The 17,618-nt window shown below is 32.8% G+C and carries 21 protein-coding genes; 5 read left to right on the plus strand and 16 right to left on the minus strand.

Annotation, left to right across the window (positions count from 1 at the left end):
• Positions 1 to 126: 126 nt before the first annotated feature.
• The 12 genes from ACQKN3_RS14715 to ACQKN3_RS14770 form a co-directional block, all read right to left on the minus strand.
• Positions 127 to 408 carry a hypothetical protein gene (locus ACQKN3_RS14715; RefSeq protein WP_427712720.1) on the minus strand — a complete coding sequence of 94 codons (282 nt, stop codon included), beginning with the start codon at positions 406 to 408 and terminating at the stop codon, positions 127 to 129.
• Positions 409 to 474: 66 nt separating this feature from the next.
• Positions 475 to 1,467, minus strand: coding sequence for a hypothetical protein (locus ACQKN3_RS14720; protein ID WP_427712723.1), 993 nt, complete (start codon positions 1,465 to 1,467; stop codon positions 475 to 477).
• Between the two features lie 52 nt (positions 1,468 to 1,519).
• Positions 1,520 to 2,530, minus strand: a complete 1,011-nt coding sequence (locus ACQKN3_RS14725) for a DNA/RNA non-specific endonuclease (protein ID WP_427712725.1) — start codon at positions 2,528 to 2,530, stop codon at positions 1,520 to 1,522.
• Between the two features lie 358 nt (positions 2,531 to 2,888).
• The gene (locus ACQKN3_RS14730) at positions 2,889 to 3,041 is read right to left on the minus strand and encodes a hypothetical protein (RefSeq protein WP_427712728.1); all 153 of its coding nucleotides are present in this window, start codon (positions 3,039 to 3,041) and stop codon (positions 2,889 to 2,891) included.
• A gap of 32 nt (positions 3,042 to 3,073) precedes the next feature.
• A complete protein-coding gene (locus tag ACQKN3_RS14735; protein ID WP_427712731.1) occupies positions 3,074 to 3,661 on the minus strand; it encodes a hypothetical protein in 588 nt (195 codons plus the stop codon).
• Between the two features lie 389 nt (positions 3,662 to 4,050).
• The gene (locus tag ACQKN3_RS14740; RefSeq protein ID WP_427712733.1) at positions 4,051 to 4,653 is read right to left on the minus strand and encodes a hypothetical protein; all 603 of its coding nucleotides are present in this window, start codon (positions 4,651 to 4,653) and stop codon (positions 4,051 to 4,053) included.
• A 44-nt stretch (positions 4,654 to 4,697) separates the two neighbouring features.
• Complete coding sequence (locus ACQKN3_RS14745; protein WP_427712736.1) at positions 4,698 to 4,880, minus strand: hypothetical protein; 183 nt, start codon at positions 4,878 to 4,880, stop codon at positions 4,698 to 4,700.
• Between the two features lie 48 nt (positions 4,881 to 4,928).
• Complete coding sequence (locus tag ACQKN3_RS14750) at positions 4,929 to 5,081, minus strand: hypothetical protein (RefSeq protein WP_427712739.1); 153 nt, start codon at positions 5,079 to 5,081, stop codon at positions 4,929 to 4,931.
• A gap of 360 nt (positions 5,082 to 5,441) precedes the next feature.
• On the minus strand, positions 5,442 to 6,107 hold the full coding sequence (locus ACQKN3_RS14755) for a hypothetical protein (protein WP_427712742.1): 666 nt from the start codon (positions 6,105 to 6,107) through the stop codon (positions 5,442 to 5,444).
• Between the two features lie 140 nt (positions 6,108 to 6,247).
• Complete coding sequence (locus tag ACQKN3_RS14760; RefSeq protein ID WP_427712744.1) at positions 6,248 to 6,814, minus strand: hypothetical protein; 567 nt, start codon at positions 6,812 to 6,814, stop codon at positions 6,248 to 6,250.
• Between the two features lie 66 nt (positions 6,815 to 6,880).
• Positions 6,881 to 7,924 carry a hypothetical protein gene (locus ACQKN3_RS14765; protein ID WP_427712746.1) on the minus strand — a complete coding sequence of 348 codons (1,044 nt, stop codon included), beginning with the start codon at positions 7,922 to 7,924 and terminating at the stop codon, positions 6,881 to 6,883.
• Between the two features lie 133 nt (positions 7,925 to 8,057).
• Positions 8,058 to 8,963, minus strand: coding sequence for a hypothetical protein (locus ACQKN3_RS14770; RefSeq protein ID WP_427712749.1), 906 nt, complete (start codon positions 8,961 to 8,963; stop codon positions 8,058 to 8,060).
• Positions 8,964 to 9,680: 717 nt separating this feature from the next.
• On the opposite strand from ACQKN3_RS14770, the gene ACQKN3_RS14775 reads away from it, so the two are divergent.
• Positions 9,681 to 10,955: a tyrosine-type recombinase/integrase gene (locus ACQKN3_RS14775; RefSeq protein ID WP_427712752.1), complete on the plus strand. Its 1,275-nt coding sequence runs from the start codon at positions 9,681 to 9,683 to the stop codon at positions 10,953 to 10,955.
• Positions 10,956 to 11,110: 155 nt separating this feature from the next.
• Positions 11,111 to 11,587 (plus strand): hypothetical protein, encoded by a 477-nt coding sequence (locus ACQKN3_RS14780; RefSeq protein WP_427712754.1) that lies wholly within the window; start codon positions 11,111 to 11,113, stop codon positions 11,585 to 11,587.
• Positions 11,588 to 11,634: 47 nt separating this feature from the next.
• Here the strand turns inward: ACQKN3_RS14780 and ACQKN3_RS14785 are convergent, their stop codons facing one another.
• Positions 11,635 to 12,072, minus strand: a complete 438-nt coding sequence (locus ACQKN3_RS14785; RefSeq protein WP_427712757.1) for a hypothetical protein — start codon at positions 12,070 to 12,072, stop codon at positions 11,635 to 11,637.
• Positions 12,073 to 12,733: 661 nt separating this feature from the next.
• Between ACQKN3_RS14785 and ACQKN3_RS14790 the strand changes: the two genes are divergently transcribed.
• Positions 12,734 to 12,958 carry a transcriptional regulator gene (locus tag ACQKN3_RS14790; protein WP_427712759.1) on the plus strand — a complete coding sequence of 75 codons (225 nt, stop codon included), beginning with the start codon at positions 12,734 to 12,736 and terminating at the stop codon, positions 12,956 to 12,958.
• Positions 12,951 to 13,322: a hypothetical protein gene (locus tag ACQKN3_RS14795; RefSeq protein WP_427712762.1), complete on the plus strand. Its 372-nt coding sequence runs from the start codon at positions 12,951 to 12,953 to the stop codon at positions 13,320 to 13,322. The genes ACQKN3_RS14790 and ACQKN3_RS14795 overlap by 8 nt, the downstream gene beginning before the upstream one ends.
• Positions 13,323 to 13,787: 465 nt before the next feature.
• Here the strand turns inward: ACQKN3_RS14795 and ACQKN3_RS14800 are convergent, their stop codons facing one another.
• The 3 genes from ACQKN3_RS14800 to ACQKN3_RS14810 all read right to left on the minus strand — a co-directional run bounded on the left by ACQKN3_RS14800 (position 13,788) and on the right by ACQKN3_RS14810 (position 16,450).
• On the minus strand, positions 13,788 to 14,225 hold the full coding sequence (locus tag ACQKN3_RS14800) for a hypothetical protein (protein ID WP_427712764.1): 438 nt from the start codon (positions 14,223 to 14,225) through the stop codon (positions 13,788 to 13,790).
• Positions 14,226 to 14,239: 14 nt separating this feature from the next.
• Positions 14,240 to 14,908: a hypothetical protein gene (locus tag ACQKN3_RS14805; RefSeq protein WP_427712766.1), complete on the minus strand. Its 669-nt coding sequence runs from the start codon at positions 14,906 to 14,908 to the stop codon at positions 14,240 to 14,242.
• 276 nt (positions 14,909 to 15,184) lie between these two features.
• The gene (locus ACQKN3_RS14810; RefSeq protein WP_427712768.1) at positions 15,185 to 16,450 is read right to left on the minus strand and encodes a hypothetical protein; all 1,266 of its coding nucleotides are present in this window, start codon (positions 16,448 to 16,450) and stop codon (positions 15,185 to 15,187) included.
• A 270-nt stretch (positions 16,451 to 16,720) separates the two neighbouring features.
• On the opposite strand from ACQKN3_RS14810, the gene ACQKN3_RS14815 reads away from it, so the two are divergent.
• Positions 16,721 to 17,350 carry a hypothetical protein gene (locus ACQKN3_RS14815; RefSeq protein WP_427712770.1) on the plus strand — a complete coding sequence of 210 codons (630 nt, stop codon included), beginning with the start codon at positions 16,721 to 16,723 and terminating at the stop codon, positions 17,348 to 17,350.
• Positions 17,351 to 17,618 lie beyond the last annotated feature (268 nt).

Raw genomic sequence — 17,618 nt, forward strand, 5'->3', positions numbered from 1 at the left:
AAGCAAAAAAGTTTTATGAAAGAAGCGGTTATAGTTATATTCATAACTACAACCGCTTTATTTAAATTTTAATAATGTAAAGCAATAAAATTTGATGATAAATAGTTCTCTCTTTTGTGTATTTTTTTAGTCAATTATATGAAGACGGTATTTAGAGTAATTGTCGTACTCGTCAAGTGTGTAATTTAATAAGTCCGCGCCATTCGCCAGGATCTGATCATCCTTAATCATAACTTCTCTTTGAACGTAGTCAGACAAGTCAAAGTTATCAAGGTTTTGGATATAGCAGCTGTCGCAATAAAGTGTGTTTTGGTACACGGTAAAGCCCTCAAATTCTCTGATTTGGCCGTGACATTCATGACAAATATATAATTTAACGATTTTATTAGATTTCTTCTTGTTGCACATATGTATTTCCTCCAGTGTATGTATACCTGTGGCAAACGCAACAAGACGAATGGCACACAGGTAGGATTATGATTCTTCTTTAATGTTAAAATGTTCAGATAATATATGTTCTAGCACTCTATTCATATCGGTATTTAATGCTGCTGCTTCAGCAAAAAGTTTATTGTAAAGGTTCGTATCAATAGTTGTGTTTAAGCGGCGTGTACTGCCATTTAAAAAGATTTCCTCACCTATTACATCGACTTCTCCAGCTGTAACACAAGCTTTCAGCAATGCTATGGTTTCGTCCATGCTAATCTTATCGCTAAAATGTACTACTGCTGTAGATACATTAAACTTTATCGTTTGAGTAGTAGTTCTGTCAGAGTCAATAATAACCATGTTCTCTATTCCGCGCTGTTCATAGAAAAAGTCCAGGAGCGGCAATTGAGAAGGAATTGAAACTGTAAATTCTGTAGAATATGGTGAATATTCTTGTTTACGGTTGATCGGATAAGCCGGTTTTAACTGAAACAGATTGACTGCCGGTTCATATGGCATGAACTGACCTTGTATCGTAAAGCCCCAATCATCTTTCTGTTCAAAATAGTGCACACGAACACCCTGCTGTTTCTTATCTAAAAATAGTTGAGATTCAGCAATGTTATATTTTTTACTATAGTAGGTATGCTTTGAATAGCGTGGCGATTGTCTTATTTTATCAGCATATCCCTTTATGCGCTCTACATTTTCAGGAGAAATTACGATTCTTTTTTTCTTACCTAAATGCGAGTTCTCAATTTCGTCAAATTCAATATCGTTTTGTTCTATAATACGACGAACTTGCGCGGGGGTAATGTCTAATAACTTGGCGGTCTCACCTGTCGTTAAAAAGCTTTCATACTTTTTAGCGATTTCCACTAACCTGTCTACTTGCTCTTTGTAATAAACATTTTCCTTACGCGCATTAAAAGGATTGGGTGCTGCTAAGATTAATCCCTCTTTCACAAGGTGATAAACCTTTGTTTCTTTAATATTTAACAGCTCAGCAATTTCAGATTTTTTATAATATGCTTCCAAACTAAATTCCTCCTTCGTTAGTTTGGTAGTAGTGCCTCCTAGTATTAGAGGCTTACTCTCCTACCAGGCCGTCATTATCTCGATCATCCATATATTTATAAAGCCAATGCGTACTCGAAATCGGCATTTTGAAACCGGCAGCTTTTGCTTCTTTAATGGTTACCTGTCCATTCCCGTCTGTATCAATACTTGAAATATCATCATTTATACTTGAACTAGTTGAATTAGAATGCTTTTTACCCGTTAATCCTAGCGATTTATTTACTTCATCAGGGTTCACATTTTCAAATTTATCAACAATGACTCTCCCTTTTATCGTATAGGTATACTGATAACTTGAAGGGATCTGTGTGTCGGTATTCGGATATGTGATAATGGCTTCAAAATTAGTTGCACCGCCGGCTTTACGAATCGCGTCCTCCATGTACGCTTGATCACCGTGTCGGTTAAGAGTGCTATTTTGAGCCGTGATATTATAAGCATTTGATACACCGCCCATGCTATCGGCTATAACATGCCCTTCATCGAGGTTTTTACTTTCTACACCGGGTACTTTTGCTTCATCATTACAGTATCTTCCCGATGATGTGACTGATTCTGTACGGTCATCTTGTAAAATAATTTTATCAGCAACAACTTTAACTAATTGACCGTGCTCGTTCGTAAATGCAAAATATTCTCGATCGCCCATACCAATGTCAACTACAACATTAGTTTCACGATGTCCGGATAAATTACAAGCATCCACTTCGATACGTTTATATCCTGAAAATTGTTCACTGGAGTCACTTTTAACAATCTTTTTTGCGGCGTCAATAACTGTATTGGCTGTATCGGAAATGGATTCCTCCGTCAGTTCACTGTCAGTTGGTACAACTTTATCGGCTACAGCATCGACAACTAGCTCTGCAGCAGCTCCAATTACTTCATCGGTAAGGCCGGTTTCTTCTTGAACGGTTCCAGCGTTATTTTCCCCTTCTTGATTAGCTAATTCTTTATAGTTACCGCCCGTTTCATAACAGCCAGCTAATACCGCGCTCGCTAAGACCGAAACTACAAACACTTTCTTGGTTGAAATGATTAAATTTTTCATATGTTCTTCCCTCTCTATAATTAGATAGAGGCTACTTCTTGGTATACCTTAAACATTAAATCTAACGGTGTTTCGTATTGTTTGGTTAACTCTTCAAGCGACTCCAGTATAAACGTCTTCAAATTAGCATCCATTTCAGGTAAATCCCCAATATGAGCTAACTCACCACTCTGAATTTGCTTTAAGAGGTTTTTATGTTGAGCTTCGTTTAATAAAATGTGAAGCATTTCATGGAATTGCTCAGGTATTACAAAATAAATGTACTCTGGGCGTTCAGTTAATAGTCGCTTATACCATTTCACTTTGTAAGTATTATGTTCAAGGATACTTACATGGCTAACTGTTCGAATACAATTTGAATTGCACGATGATTCATAACAGCATCCCATTTTAATTCTTCCTCAAAAAATTCAAGTGCTTGTTCGATTTTCCCGGATACAAAGTCGTTATTATTAATTGTTAAGGTTTTAGTTGTAGCCATAATTAATTTCCTGCCTTCTTATGTAATTTTTATTAGTGTTTTTTTAAATCCGCTTCAATTGATTCTGTCATATACATTAAGTATTTCGTGCGATACGTCGTCAATTGGCCGATCAAGTTACATGGAATAGCCATCCCGAAGAAAAAGGCTGTGGACCAAAGTAACCCATTACTAAAGTTTCCGCTGATATACCCATTTGCCATTGCGAGTGCAGCTGCAATTGATAAAGTCATAAATGCTTTTATACCAGTTTGATTTGCTGCGGCCAGCACTTTATGCCAGTCTAATAAACGTCTTTTTGAAGTATCAGCTAACACTTTCCATGTTTCAAAACGCTCAACTGAATCAAGCATTCTTACGTATGGAATGGTTAAGAATACACCGTTTACTACAACATTGAGGATCTGGTCCCCTACTGTTGTCGGTGAAGTATTTGTAAGCATAGCTGCAATTGCGAATGGAAGTGCATGTTGCGCGGTCATTAAACTAGCTTTTATAGCTGGCTCTTTTGATATAAATACTCCTGGGGCGTGTTCGACTGCTGCTATAAAATCGCGTTTACCGGCTTCATTAAAACGCGTGACTTTTTTTAGTAAAGAAACTACATGGTGTTTTAGCATAAAAATCCTACTTTCTGAAGAAGTATTAATTTGTAATTTTTATAGTACACTATTCAATTATAAATTGAAACACTTTTTGTCATAACTGTACCAACTTTTATGGATTGTGCAAGAAAAAACCCTTCTCTCTTAGTTCATACACACTTAAACAAGCGGTATCCTAGAGAAAAGGGTGTTCCTTTTACTTTATGTAGGATGTAATGGCAACTTATATATAACTACTAATATATTACACTGACATATTAATTATAGTACATCAACTATATATGAGAATATGTAAAAAGTATATTTAAAAATAAGATGATAAAAGTACATTTGGCATACAATATATACTGTTTTATACAAACAAACAACTGATATTGGTTAAATATTGTATAACACCATTTAAATTATTTATCTATTTCCTCTTTACTAAGTACCGTACTATATATAGCTTCTAGCAAACGTTCTGTATCTTTGGCAGTAGGTTTTTTACGTTTTTCTTTCTCCGCTAAAATAACATCAGTTAGCATATTCACTATGAAGTTACAGACAATGCGTGTGTCTACTTCTCTGATTGGCTCTTGTATTATTTTTGATGAAACGTAGTTCACCATGTTTGTTTCCAAGTATTTGTCCAACACTTGCATTCCTTCTGTTATGGTATCAGTTCGGGTAAAGTACAATTGGAAGGTATCGGCTCTTATATCAGAAACTTTAAGAAGAAATCCCGATTTGTGGTTTATGATGTTATTGAAATCCGGAAAACCTTCTCTTGTTGCCCAAGTGTATACATGCTCGAACCATTCAGATTCAGTATCTACTTTTAGGGTGCTGAATGGAATTACTGTTTGAAAATCCGCGTATTTCTGTATAATATTTCTTAATGCTAGGTAAGGTAATTCTGGATTGCCTAATACATCTTGACCTAATCTAGCAAAACCATTTTCTCCTACAGTGAATATATCTTGTATGAGGATGGAGATTACTTGTTCTTTAACTGGATGTGCCATACGTCTTCCCCTAGTCTTTCTAAGCTATTTGTTTTCAATGTATATTAAAAAACTTCAATAACTTGTTTGATATATTTAACTTGGATAGATCTATTGTTCACTTCAAACCAATCACCTGAATCTTTAATCTCATTCATAAAATCTTTTAATGTATAACCTTCACTTCGCTCGATAATTACTTCTGCTTTACTTTTTTGTCCTAAATCAATATAAAAGCTTTTTTTCATTTCTAATTATCCCCTTTATACTAATACGTCCTTTGTTCGGAATGCTGATTATTCAGTCGGCAATTCATCGGTTTTTACCCAATGAGCATATTGCTCCCAAGTTAAACCTAAGAACTCATGCAACTCTTGATGTAAGTCGTCGTTTTCATGCCATTCTTCAATTAAATCGTTGATATTTTCTTTAGTTACTGTTTTCGTCATTCCCATTATCACTCTTTCAATACAATTTGGTTTAACTACTAAAGCCAGTTGTTGAAATGCTAACAAAAACTTATTTATCTAAAACTATCTTTACTTTCTCAAATTGGATCGTTGGATAATGCGTTTCTATTAATTCTTTACGAATAGATGATTTGTCATAGCCATTGTGTCCGATGGGCTCATTCAGATAGGTTTCTTCAAGAACGAGCACATCTTCAAATGGTCCTTTGTTATTACTGGAATTGTAATGATGATCCAATTTATCTCGGTAACATAAGAAGTATCATTTACTCTTAACACATAGCGTTTCAAAAGAATCACTCCAATTTCTGATTCCGTTAGGATGTCTAAATTATGTATTTATACTATTTGTTGAGCTTTCAAGATTTGAATACTTAAAACACTTATTTTATTTTCAGTAGCTATTTTGTATTTAGCGACTAATTCGGCAGCAGCGAGGTAATTTGCATGAACTACTATTATTTCAGCTTGTTCACCAAAAGGGTGAACCCATGTAATTTGATATTGGAAATTCCCTTCTTCAAGTAAGGGTACATTCATAATTTCCGAACGGAAAGCAGTTACACTTTCAAAGTAATCGTTACAAATCTTCATGAAGTGCATGAGCGTTAAACACTGTGTTTGCAAAGCATAACAACTGTTTTTTTTATCATGTACTACCGGAATATAACGACCATCTATTAACTCTCTGTCTCTGTCCCTTCTGTATTCATTATACTTTTCTTCCAGAGTATCTTGATATTTTTTATAAAGGACTTCATAATAAAAATCGTTATCTATTTTATCTCGTTCAGTTCTTAAATATGTTTCTAATCCGTTCACTTCTTCATGCTTTAATTCCCCAAAACTATTAAGTAAAGCATCATAAACAAAGTCTCGATATTCGCTAAAGTCCTCTACTCTACGCTCACTATCATAATCATCTCCGGGAATTGAATCATTTAAAAGCTGGTTTAAATAGAACTTATTTTCATTTTCAAATTTATTTACGGTAACTGGTGTCATTAGATATACTCCTTTTTATTATGATTAGCATAAATTTAAAAGCTTCTTCATTATATATCGACCTACTGGTAAAAAGCGTTAATTATTTCGTACTTAATACATTGCAACCAATCAATGATACACTACAACTACTGCTATTATTATTGCTGTTTAATTATTTTTTCTTCAATTTCTTTTTGTTGTAGTTTTTTTAATACTTTTGTTTCTTGTACAAGTTCTTCTGTACATAATTGAATAAAGTTCTCATATTTATTTTCAAGTCCTTCTACTATAGCCTCTAAAAGCTCCATTACATTATCATGAGTGATTGGTATTCCTCTATCGATCATTTCTATTAATTTTTTTACGGATTCATATTCGTGATAACAAGCAACGTCAAGGTAAGCGAAACTTTGTTTTCTAATAGCAGTTTTATCAACAACATATAGTTTATTTAATGAATAAGAAATTTCATCGATACGATTAATCAATAATTCAACAGTCTCTCTATTATTTTCATTTTCATTTTCACTCAATTCTAAGTGCTTTTTAATCTTTTTAAGGGGTTTGTTTAGGTAGTATCGTCTTTCCGATGTAGTTCCTCCAGATTCATTAGATTTGGTCAATAAAATAAAGCCTAAAGAAATAACAAACATGATTAGACCAAAAAACATAACGGATTGTACAAACTTTATTATTCCTTCGGCCATAGGTAGGATTTCTCCCATAATTTCACTTCCCGATTATTTAATATTGTAAAATAACTTAAATACAATCAAATAGCACATTGAGATTTACTTCTTAAAATCACTATTTTGCATGTTTTTAAGGAAACTTGAAGCCAATTCCTCTAATACTTCGTTCGGACTTTTATTCATCTGCTTTGCTAATGTGCTCACCATGCTGTGTACTGAATCATCAATTTTTACAGTTACTTTCTTATCAGCTAAGAACGTTAATTCCATACCTGCCTTTTTGATAGAACCGTTGTTTTGAATCGTTAAAGATGCGAGCCATTCTTCTGTAAACTCCGAGGTATCCGAGAATTTTAAGGTACATTCTTTTAAATAAAGATTGATATTCCCTTCTTTTGAAGGCTTGATGTACATATTTTTATACCCGATTTGCGCATAAGCAGCATCTATAATTTCTACAATTGGTCCATACATCGACGCTTCAATCACTATATAAGGCACGCGAGTTGAAGGGAGCTTGGCAATTTCATACGCGGGCAGATACCCCTCTTTAATTGCCACTTTAATTGATTTGAAATCGTTTATCCCTACCATAACCCCTAATTTATTTTTATTTTCGTTATCTCCAAATAGTAATCTACAAACGGTTCCGTCTGGCGATTCCATCTTTTGCAGAAATCCATAACCGTTACGGTAAAAGTCTGATTTACGTGATGGATTTTCAGATTTTTGGATTTTCTGTGCTAGTAGCTCACATAAACGTGTTGCAATTTCCTCCGAAATTACTGCCGTTGGTTTTGAAAAATGCACGTCGTTAATCGTATATTCTAAGTTATTTTCCTTTAATACATTGAAAACAAACGAGCTATTAAGACCGTATTCCTTCACAATATCTTTTACGGTAATTATCCCTTTGCTCCGATCTCTATAAGCGTGAACTGATTCTTGTGTATAATGTGTAACGGTCCGATTAGGGTTAAATGCGCTTACATACTCTACCCCTGTAATATCATTATTGCTAGCTAAGCGAAAAATTGTGGTGTTACTGACATTTAAAATTTCTCTAGCTTGCTTCAAGGTGTACGTCGGTTGGTCGGCAAGGTCTTCGCTATGGTGGCTTGTTTTAATTTCTTCATCGTTCATACTACTCTTTCCCACTTTCATTTATTTACTGAGCTAGCCATTGTTCCATGTATACCCATCTACATCTAATTAGTGGCTTTATTTATAACACGCAATAACAAAGGGTACTCACCAAGAGAGCGCGCACCCTTTGTTATTGCGATTTAGTTTTCGAATTTTCTAAGTAAGCACAAATACGTGCAACTCGTTCTGCATAAGGGCCACGATCCATTAAATCAAAAATTTGGCTAGCATCATATTTACTTAATGAAATTAACGCTTCTTCATCTAATTGTTGTTTTCCTCTAGAGAAGTAATTAAATGAATTTCGAATCGCAATGATTTGTTTTTCTGTTGCAGGCTCACTTCGCTGTTTTCGCTTATTTTCTTCTTCCATTTCTTTTTGCAGCTCTTTTTCTCTTTGTTCCTTGATAGGTTGATGTAACTCTAAAAGTGTCGAGAATATTGCCATGAACAGATAATAATTCTCTGTATTTACTGGAAATGATGTGTTTAAATCTTCCTGCATATTTAAAGCATATTTTAATTGTGCTGATGATGGGGTTTGGTCTTTAATTTCTTGATAATATTTCAGTCCATATTTTTCGATTTGTGTAATTAACCGATCTTTTGGATAATCACAATATTCATCAAAAGACCTTACATAAACGACGTAATTATTGAAATGCTCATTATAAAAAGAGTTAAATAAATCATCTCGAACATCCTGATTGAAAGTGAAATGTTCGGCTTGCTCAATTGATAATTCCCCGACCATTCGGTTGAAATAATCTTTTATAGTAGACTTTATTTGGTGTAACACACTTTGTTTAACAGATGTCGATTGTTCGCTATAGATTCGTAATGCTCCTTTTTCATAAGTCTTTATAAAGGGGCGATATTCATATTCCACGATAAATTCACATTCACATTTTTGGCATTTACGAAGGAATGATCCTTCCATTTCACTAGAATCCATTGCATATTTGTGTATATTTTCTTTTTGTACGCTATCACATTTAGGACACTGTATTTCTTTGGTTTGAACCATAAGCATCATTCTTTTATTTCTCCTTTACAGTAAAAATTAATTCATCTATTTGCGGATATAGTGCAATTAGGTATATTTCCAACTTGTACATATTTTATCAAGTAAACATGTAATTTCGAAAATCTGATTTTGCTATGTATTAGGTGTCCCTCACAAAAATGGAGCCGCCTCTAATAGAGACGGCTCCGGGCGATTTGCTTCAGGGTAATTACTACTGTAAGCAATCATCATTTGTTCTTTTTCGGCCCTACAAATGAAGTCGCTTAGCTTGGTCCTACCATATTGAAGCAATCCATATGTTAATTGCGATTTATGAGAAGCATTAACACATTTAATATATCATATGTTTCTAGTGATGTAAATATATTATATTTTATATATTAAACAAAAATATGATATAGCAACAAAAGACGATTTTCGACATTGTAATAGGATAGTTATTCGTTGCAAATAATAAAATTTCCTTAAATTCACAAGCTATTACTTTTTTATAATTTAAATATGAATTAAATATATAATAAATTAATTAAATATAAATTTATCGTTAATTAATGAAATACTATAAAATATGATAATTATAAAACATAAAATAATAAGTTATTATTTTATGTATATTTAAAAATGATGAATTAGAAATAGATTAGAGAACAACTTTGAATTAAGTTATAATTAATATTGAATGCTTAATAAATAATGTTTAAATTAAAAATAATTAGGAGGACATCAATGAAAGATTTAAATAACAAAAGTGAAATTGCACTTATAAATCAGTCTTTAGGTTTAACCAATCAAAAATTATCAGATTTAGATTTAAAACAAATTAGAGATTTTGTAAATACATCTTTAGCTGAAGTACGTTATGAAAATGATGATAATAACAGAAGTGAATTTGAAGGTTTTACTGACAAAGAGATTTTAGCTTTTTATTTATTTAGATATACACATATCAATAAGGATAAAACAAGATCTAAACAAACAATCCTGACTTATAACTTTGTGATAACGGATTTTATTGAGTCTTTCGTGAAATATGGGGATGAATTAGATTTCAGTTTTTCTGACAGTGTGGTTGATGAAGCAAGTGGGCATATTTCTATTTTAAAAGGTCTGCGTAAAAAACATATTGATAAATACATGCAATTTCTCATAAATGGCAAAACTCAGGTCAGTTCAACGGAACGAAAATATAGTAACGCTTCATTAGCTCAAAAGTTTTCAATTATTAAGAGCTTTTTAAAACAGTTATTAGAGTGGGAATATATTGATCGGCCTTTATATGCTTACATGAAAGGTTTCTCTGTTTCAAAGGCAGATAGACCGAACCGCGATATTGGTCCAGAACACGTTAAGCTGCTGCTGGATACTTTCAACGAAATGAATCATGTGCCAATGTTTACGTTCACTTTATTCCTGGTGACTACTGGTATACGTAATGATGAATTATGTAAATTAAGGATTGCCGACATTCATAAAGATAATCTAACGCAAGATGGTGGATATTATATACATATTATCGCCAAAGGTAACAAGCAGCGAAAGATTCCCTTATTACCTAAAACATTACAAGCTATTCGGGAGTTCAGAGCAATTCGAGGGCTTGATCCAATTGAAACAGCCGAGCCTAACAGTCCTGTTTTTTCTACCAATCGCGGTAAAGCCTATTCCCCTTCTTATTTCGACCAATACTTTAAAAGTCAACTAGCTTTATTGCCAATTGAAGCAAAAGAAAAGCTAGATGAACTATGCACGTACTTTGAGCATGAAAATGTCCATGATAGAACGTCAAATCGTATAGAGAAACGCATAAAAATTACACCTCATGGCTTGCGACACGCGTTCGCTATTATTTCTAGGAAGTCAGGCGTCGATGTAGATAGCATAAAAGATTCGTTAGGACACAGCGACCGTAAAACAACTGAAATTTATTTAGCTTCAATTATGAGTCAAGAGGATCATGCTTCTAAACAATGGAGCAGCGACATTATAGGTGACTATATTTAAATAGATTTTACAAATTATTGGTATTTTTCTTTATTAAAAAACCAAAAATATAACAATTAGTTTCCAACTGGTTAATATTAATTAGGAAATTAACAACCGGTTAATTAATTTTTTTGTTACAATGAAATAAATGGAATTATAGGGAGAGTGTTCATATGAAAAAACGTATATTTATAACAGCAATTTGCGCCCTCGTTATATTAGGAGCATTTATGGGAGGGAGATTGTATGAAAGTAAACAAAATCCAACTGTCACTCAAGAAAAAAATGAAAATATATACACCATAAAGAGTATTTTAACTGAGGCTGATTTCGATATAGAAAGTACAGAATTGTCTATTCGACCAGATCCATTAGAAGGGTATAAGGTTGACGTAAAAACAGAGGAAGAACGCAAAATAATTATTAAGGAGTTACTCGATTTAAAATTAATTCCTTCTTATATGACTTATAATTTTAAAGAAGGTTCAACAATAAAATTAAATCTTAACCAAAACTTCACTATATTTGTGTACGAACGTGAAAAAAATATTTACTTCCTTGATGACTCTAATGGAATTCACTCTTACAATATTATTAACTCAGATAAATTTTTTAACATACTAAATTCATTTACTGATTTAAGTAATTAATAAAGTCCGCATATCTTTATATTGATATGCGGACTTTATTACATTTTTTAGCTGTTGTAAATAGTTTTAGTTACATCGCGTGGAAGTTTCAAATATACTTGACCATTGCTTGTATCATATAATTCAACATTTGCTATTGTTACTGTCACAGAAGAATATCCATTTTCTACTGCATAATCTGCAATGGAAATAAGTTCATTACCTCCGGATTTTGCCTGTTGAGCAGCCGTGCTAAGAGCAGTTGAATCTCCTGCATAATATACATAATTAATACGGTTGACTAAATCAACTTTAGAAGAAGCACCTGTCGTACCTAAAATAGCCGTATCACTTACATCATATAAGAGACGGTTAACTTCCCCACTCGTTGTTGTTCCCCCTAAAAGTCCAGCAACCGTTACAGTTAGAAAACCTCGCTCCAAAACTTGGGCTTTAGTGATTGTAATAGTTCTTGTTTCATTTGATAGACGATACTTTACTGCCATGATTAAAACCACCTTTTGTATTTATTTTGTAAGGCTAACCACCCAACACTATATAAAGAAGAAGTAATATTAATTTTAACAACCATTTTTTAATACAAAATCGATACTGTTCCTCTTCAATTATTCAAGATGTTCATACTTCTAAACAATGGAGCAGCGACATTATGGTTGACTACATTTAAATAGAAGAAACTCATAAAATGAACAAAACCCTGGACCGCTACGAAATTCGGTTCAGGGTTAAATGCTGTATTTGGACTGCAAGGGTCAACGATAAATCGTTGGTTTCTTTTACAATAAAAGAAAGATACACATCGCATAAATTGAGCTTATCGTAAATAAGAAAACTAAAGTGAATAAATGTATAGACTCATACTCATATCTTTCCTTACTTATTTTAAAATAGGATTTAATACTAGCTGCTATAAATAATGTAATATAGGCAACCGACAGTACCCCTAAAATAATGATCATCATGCTTTATCACACCTCCTTAAAACAACAAAAAGCACTCATATTTCGGGCATACTAAACCCAAAACATGAGTGCTTCTCATTGTTTAAATTTTAATTATTAATTTACTCGTAATAATGTCAATTTTATATGGTTGTATTATAAGAACGTATGTTCTATAATTGTACAAAAAGAATGAGGTTTTGTTATGAAAGAACAAATTAAAAAAGCCATGCAACACAACCAAATCATAGATATTATTTATATAGCAAAAGACGACGCAATAACGAAACGCCGTCTTAAGATAATTAAAATTGCCGGCGATACTGTGCAAGCATACTGTTTTTCAAGACAGGCTAAAAGAACATTTAAAATAGAGAACATTTTAGTGATACATCCAATAATCTGTAAAGCGAGTGGACTAAATGCATAAAGAATTCATGAAACTTAGCGACGAAATTCACCGGTACATTGTACTGGAATTATTCTTAAAAACACTTGAACGTGACAGAGATCACATATCACAATTGAAAATGAAAGACGTGTTTGACGCATGGTATGAATTAAAAATTAACGAGACTTTTCAGGAATTTAAAAAGTTAAGGGACTTTTTATATAAGAAAGGCTGTAAAATTGAAAAGCAAAAATCTGATGATTTTATGACCTATTATTTTATATTGTTTAGAGGATTCGATGAAACAAGAAGTTATAGTAATATTGCCTTGAGGAACTGGGTAAGTGAAGAAATGAAACGTGTGTTAGGAATGAAGTTCCTCACGCCTAGTGATAGAAAATAAAAAACCTCAAGTTAAGACCACCCTGCATAGACATCACTTGAGGTTTGGAAGCCGGAGTATACCGACATCTACATTATAATCCCAATTAATTGGAAAAACAACAACTGTAGTTAAGACCAAAAAAGGAAGATAAACTTGAATCGCAAACAAGTCCACCTTCCTTAATGGGTATGATTTTAAAACCGAAAATAAACCAAAATAACAACAATAAGAGTAAGAGAAATATGTTAGGTATTTTTAATACCAGCAGCAATCGCACCGGCGAACAATCTGTTGTGATGGGAGTGAAATATCACAAAAAGATTTTCAATGATGCTAAGAGAACAAATGCTAGCAAGAGCGATGTATATAGGTTTCTGGAAGTTGTTTTTTTATAGTTAGGCTCTCATTAGCATTTAATTGTCTGTACTATTATATTAACAAGGAATTTTAATAAGCGCTTGGACTTTCCAACCTAATCCTTTGTCAAAATGAAACTTTTTTTAATTTTTTTTTATTATTTTCATCAATGCTGTACTTTTCAGGGTTTGCTTTAAATTTTCTAACTTCATAAATATAATTTATCAACATGTAATAGAGTTCACGTGTATCTACGAACATGCTTAACTGATTGCTGGAATTTGGATCACACTCGAAATAGGTGTCAAAAACCTCAGTATAATCAAACCGAATATCTAAGCCACTGTATTTCCCCTCAACAAACTCACGCTTAATCCCACAAGTTAAAACATTCTCAAATGCTGTGTTTATTTGTCCGATTAATTCGTTATTTATTCTATCTGCAAATGCATTGACTACAAAATTATATAGGGCGATACATTTTTCCCCTTCCATAAAATCAACGACTAAATATTTTTTTGAACGTGGTTGTATCACTTTGTAATTGTAAAGATAATATTCCATTTAATCAGCCTTTCTTACTGCTTATTAGCTGCTTTCATACCATCTTTAATTGCTAGGGACAAAAAGATCGGTTGGAGCAAGTTCAATGTAATTAATTGTAATAAAATTGTCGTAAGGCTGTTTTGCTTGTTACGAGAATATTCATTTCTGTATTTAAAATAAAACTCTAAATAGATTAAGAATGGCCAGAATTGAATCACTAACAATAAAGGCACTATTCCTATTGGTAAGAACGTTGAAACAGCCATTAATAGGCACCAATACTGTAGTGAGAAATCAAAATAATTGTCCTCTTTTTCTAACAGAATGTGAAACAATTTAAATTGTTTGTAAGGGTTAATTGCCATTCGATAATGTGCTGAAAGCTTTGAAGTATTTCGAACAAATATACATAACAATACAATATTCGTCAAATACGCATAGACAATGAGTAGCAATGGTATTGGATTAAATAAAATTAAATTTATCGTTAAACAGATCTTGAATAACATGAAAGCGCCAGTTACTAATATTGATTGTTTACTAATCCATCGAACCTTAGTTAATTTATCGTTCCATCGATTTAATTTTTTTATTCCCTCTTTCGTATTGAGAACAAAGTAAATAATGCTGAAAATTAAATAGATAATGCAATATATAAATGATACATACCCTACAACCGCTAATATATCGGTATTTTTCATGTGTTCATCCTTTCATCAGGTCTTTTTTCATCTTATTGACCTGTAATGTAAATATTATTTAACATTATAGCGTCGGATAATATGAAGTATTGTATCCTTAATTTATAATGTGTTGAATTATTACTTAATCTTATCAGTAAAAATGGTATGAATCTCTTACAATAGGGTCCAATCCTTTGTCAAAACAACAATTTTTATAGTTTTAGTTTCCTACATAGAAAAAACCAACCGAATTGAGGCGGGTTTGCTCAAAACAGTTGGTTACTATTAGTTTAATTATTGTTCTTCAAATAAACGATACATAAAGGTTACAGCGTGTGAACGCGTCATGTTCCCTTTAGGGTTAAAGTTCTCGTAAGTAGCTCCTGCAGCTGCATTTGTGCCTGTAGTAAGCCCTTTTTCAAACATCCATAATACCGCTTCTCGCTCTGTCATCGTCTTGCCTTCTGCTATTGTAGCAAGCATTTGGGCAACTTCACCACGAGTTAAATTATAACTAGGCTTATTTGATACTTTTAAGCCTAATTGTTTTGCTTTCGCGTAATAAGGATCGTGCCACTTCCCTTTTGTAGCATCCTTAACATCGTAAGCATAGCGAAGTAACATTGCTAACCATTGCGACTCGTTTATTTTATTATTTGGATTCAACTTCATTGTAGTTTTATCACCATTAATAACATTCTTCCCAAATCCCCATGCAAAAGGCTCCGTCCAGTACAAGCCTGGTTTATAGTCCTTAAATTTGGTAATAGCATTGTTTGTTATTTCATTCTTAACATCTACCATTAATTGATATTTACCTGTAGATTTCCCCCGAGGATAATAACGGTATTCAGCGTAAACAGCTATAAAATACTCACCCGGTTTTAATTTTTCTGTTGTTTGGTTGATCTTTGCAAATTCTGTATAGGTACTGTCTTTACGTTTGTCAAAAATTACATTCATATCAGTATCTAATAATTTGTATGAAGTGTACCCGTCTAAATACCCCTTAATTTCAACATCAACGACCGCTGGCTTGTCTAATGTAACTTTATAATAATCAATGAGATTAACTTCATCTATAAATCCATTAATTAATTGTTTTGATTTAATTGGCTGCGCCTGGTCGATTGTATTATTCGGTTGCACTTCATCCGATGCAAACGTTGTAAAGTCTAAATCCACGTTATAATGCCCTCTATTAAGGTAACTCCCAGTGAATACAAGTGTGTAATTCCCTGCAGGTAGGTCATATGTATATGTCGAAAACTCTTTGTTGTCGTTAATATTTGAGATACGTTCTTGTTTAACAGTAGTACGATTTTTTACAATATCAAGAACGGCCCAAGAATTACCAGCAGCATCCAATTCAACAACTAGGCGGCCATCCTTTTCAAGCTCAAAATTGTAATACTTTGATTCTTTGCTAATATTCACCTCGAAAGGTTGGTCAAAATTTACTTCTTGTTCAAGATCGTTTGCATGTGCTTCGTTTGCTATTGCCATGCTGGCTACTAATGTAATAACTGCTGCAAATGCTAAGTGTTTAAATTTCTTCATTCATAAAAAACTCCTTCTAAATAATTATCTATACTACAATAACAAAAATCTTAATTTTAATCCAAAAATTTTCATATTATCCTTTGTCAAACCCTTTTTTACAATTTGTTACACCTGGTCCCTCTTGCTACTCAGAATAATAATCTGCGGCTTACTGTAACAATAAACAGTAAAGAGAGTAATAAGCCTGTGGTTTCTAAATTGTCCACTTTCAACGTCAGGAAATTCATGGTAAGTTAATACCGTATATAAACAATAAGGAGGAATTGTATGTTATTTTCTATTAACGCCTACAAATATTTACTTGGTCTTGATGAAACTTATCGTTTGTCTAAGGATAGTTCGTGGAACCAACAAAGTGATTTTAAATCTTTTAACCCGGATACCGATATGTTATTCCCGAGTTATTCAGCAGCAGATAGCTGGTTAAAATCTAATAATCCGATTTCTGTTAACGGGGAAGTTATAGATTTGAATGAGAAAATCTCTGATTTATTTGACAATAAATCAGAGATTGAAATTATTGCGCACCGAATTACAAAACCTCTTAACCCGATTTTTACAAGGGAGCAGCTTAGTAATGTTTTATTAAATGGAAATGATACTTATACTAATTCACTTGTAATTGACTATGACGGTTATCCTAAATTGATTCCTTGGGTAAGTAGAGCACATATAAAAGAATATCCTGTTCGTTTTGAAAATTTTCAAGCTGGGAACGGATACGTTGGCTCACATGGAAGTTTAAATCATATAGAGAGTACTTATCTTGCATTATTGGAAGAATGGGGATTGCATCTTGAAACAGGTCGGTCATTATATCGTGATTTTGATAGCGTTCAGCAATCTGAAGAACAAATAAAAACAAAGATAATGGAAACAGTAAATAATTTAAAGTAAAGATGAAATTATATATTGTTATTAGAAATAGTTTAATAAGATGTATTAAATAGTTTTACAAAGCATATAATTCTATTAAAGGTTGAGTCAGCAACCATATATCAACCCACGTTGATAACTTTACCTTAGTAAGGACTGACTTTCCTAATCGTTAAACAACCTTTAGGAATGGGTATTGTATTACCCAATATAAAAAAAGCGGCTACTCTTTACGTTGTTGGGAGAGTGGTCGCTTTTTTTGTGTGTAATTTTCGTCTTAAATTGAGGT

This window comes from Solibacillus sp. NPDC093137, from assembly GCF_050280445.1.
GTDB lineage: Bacteria > Bacillota > Bacilli > Bacillales_A > Planococcaceae > Solibacillus > Solibacillus isronensis_B.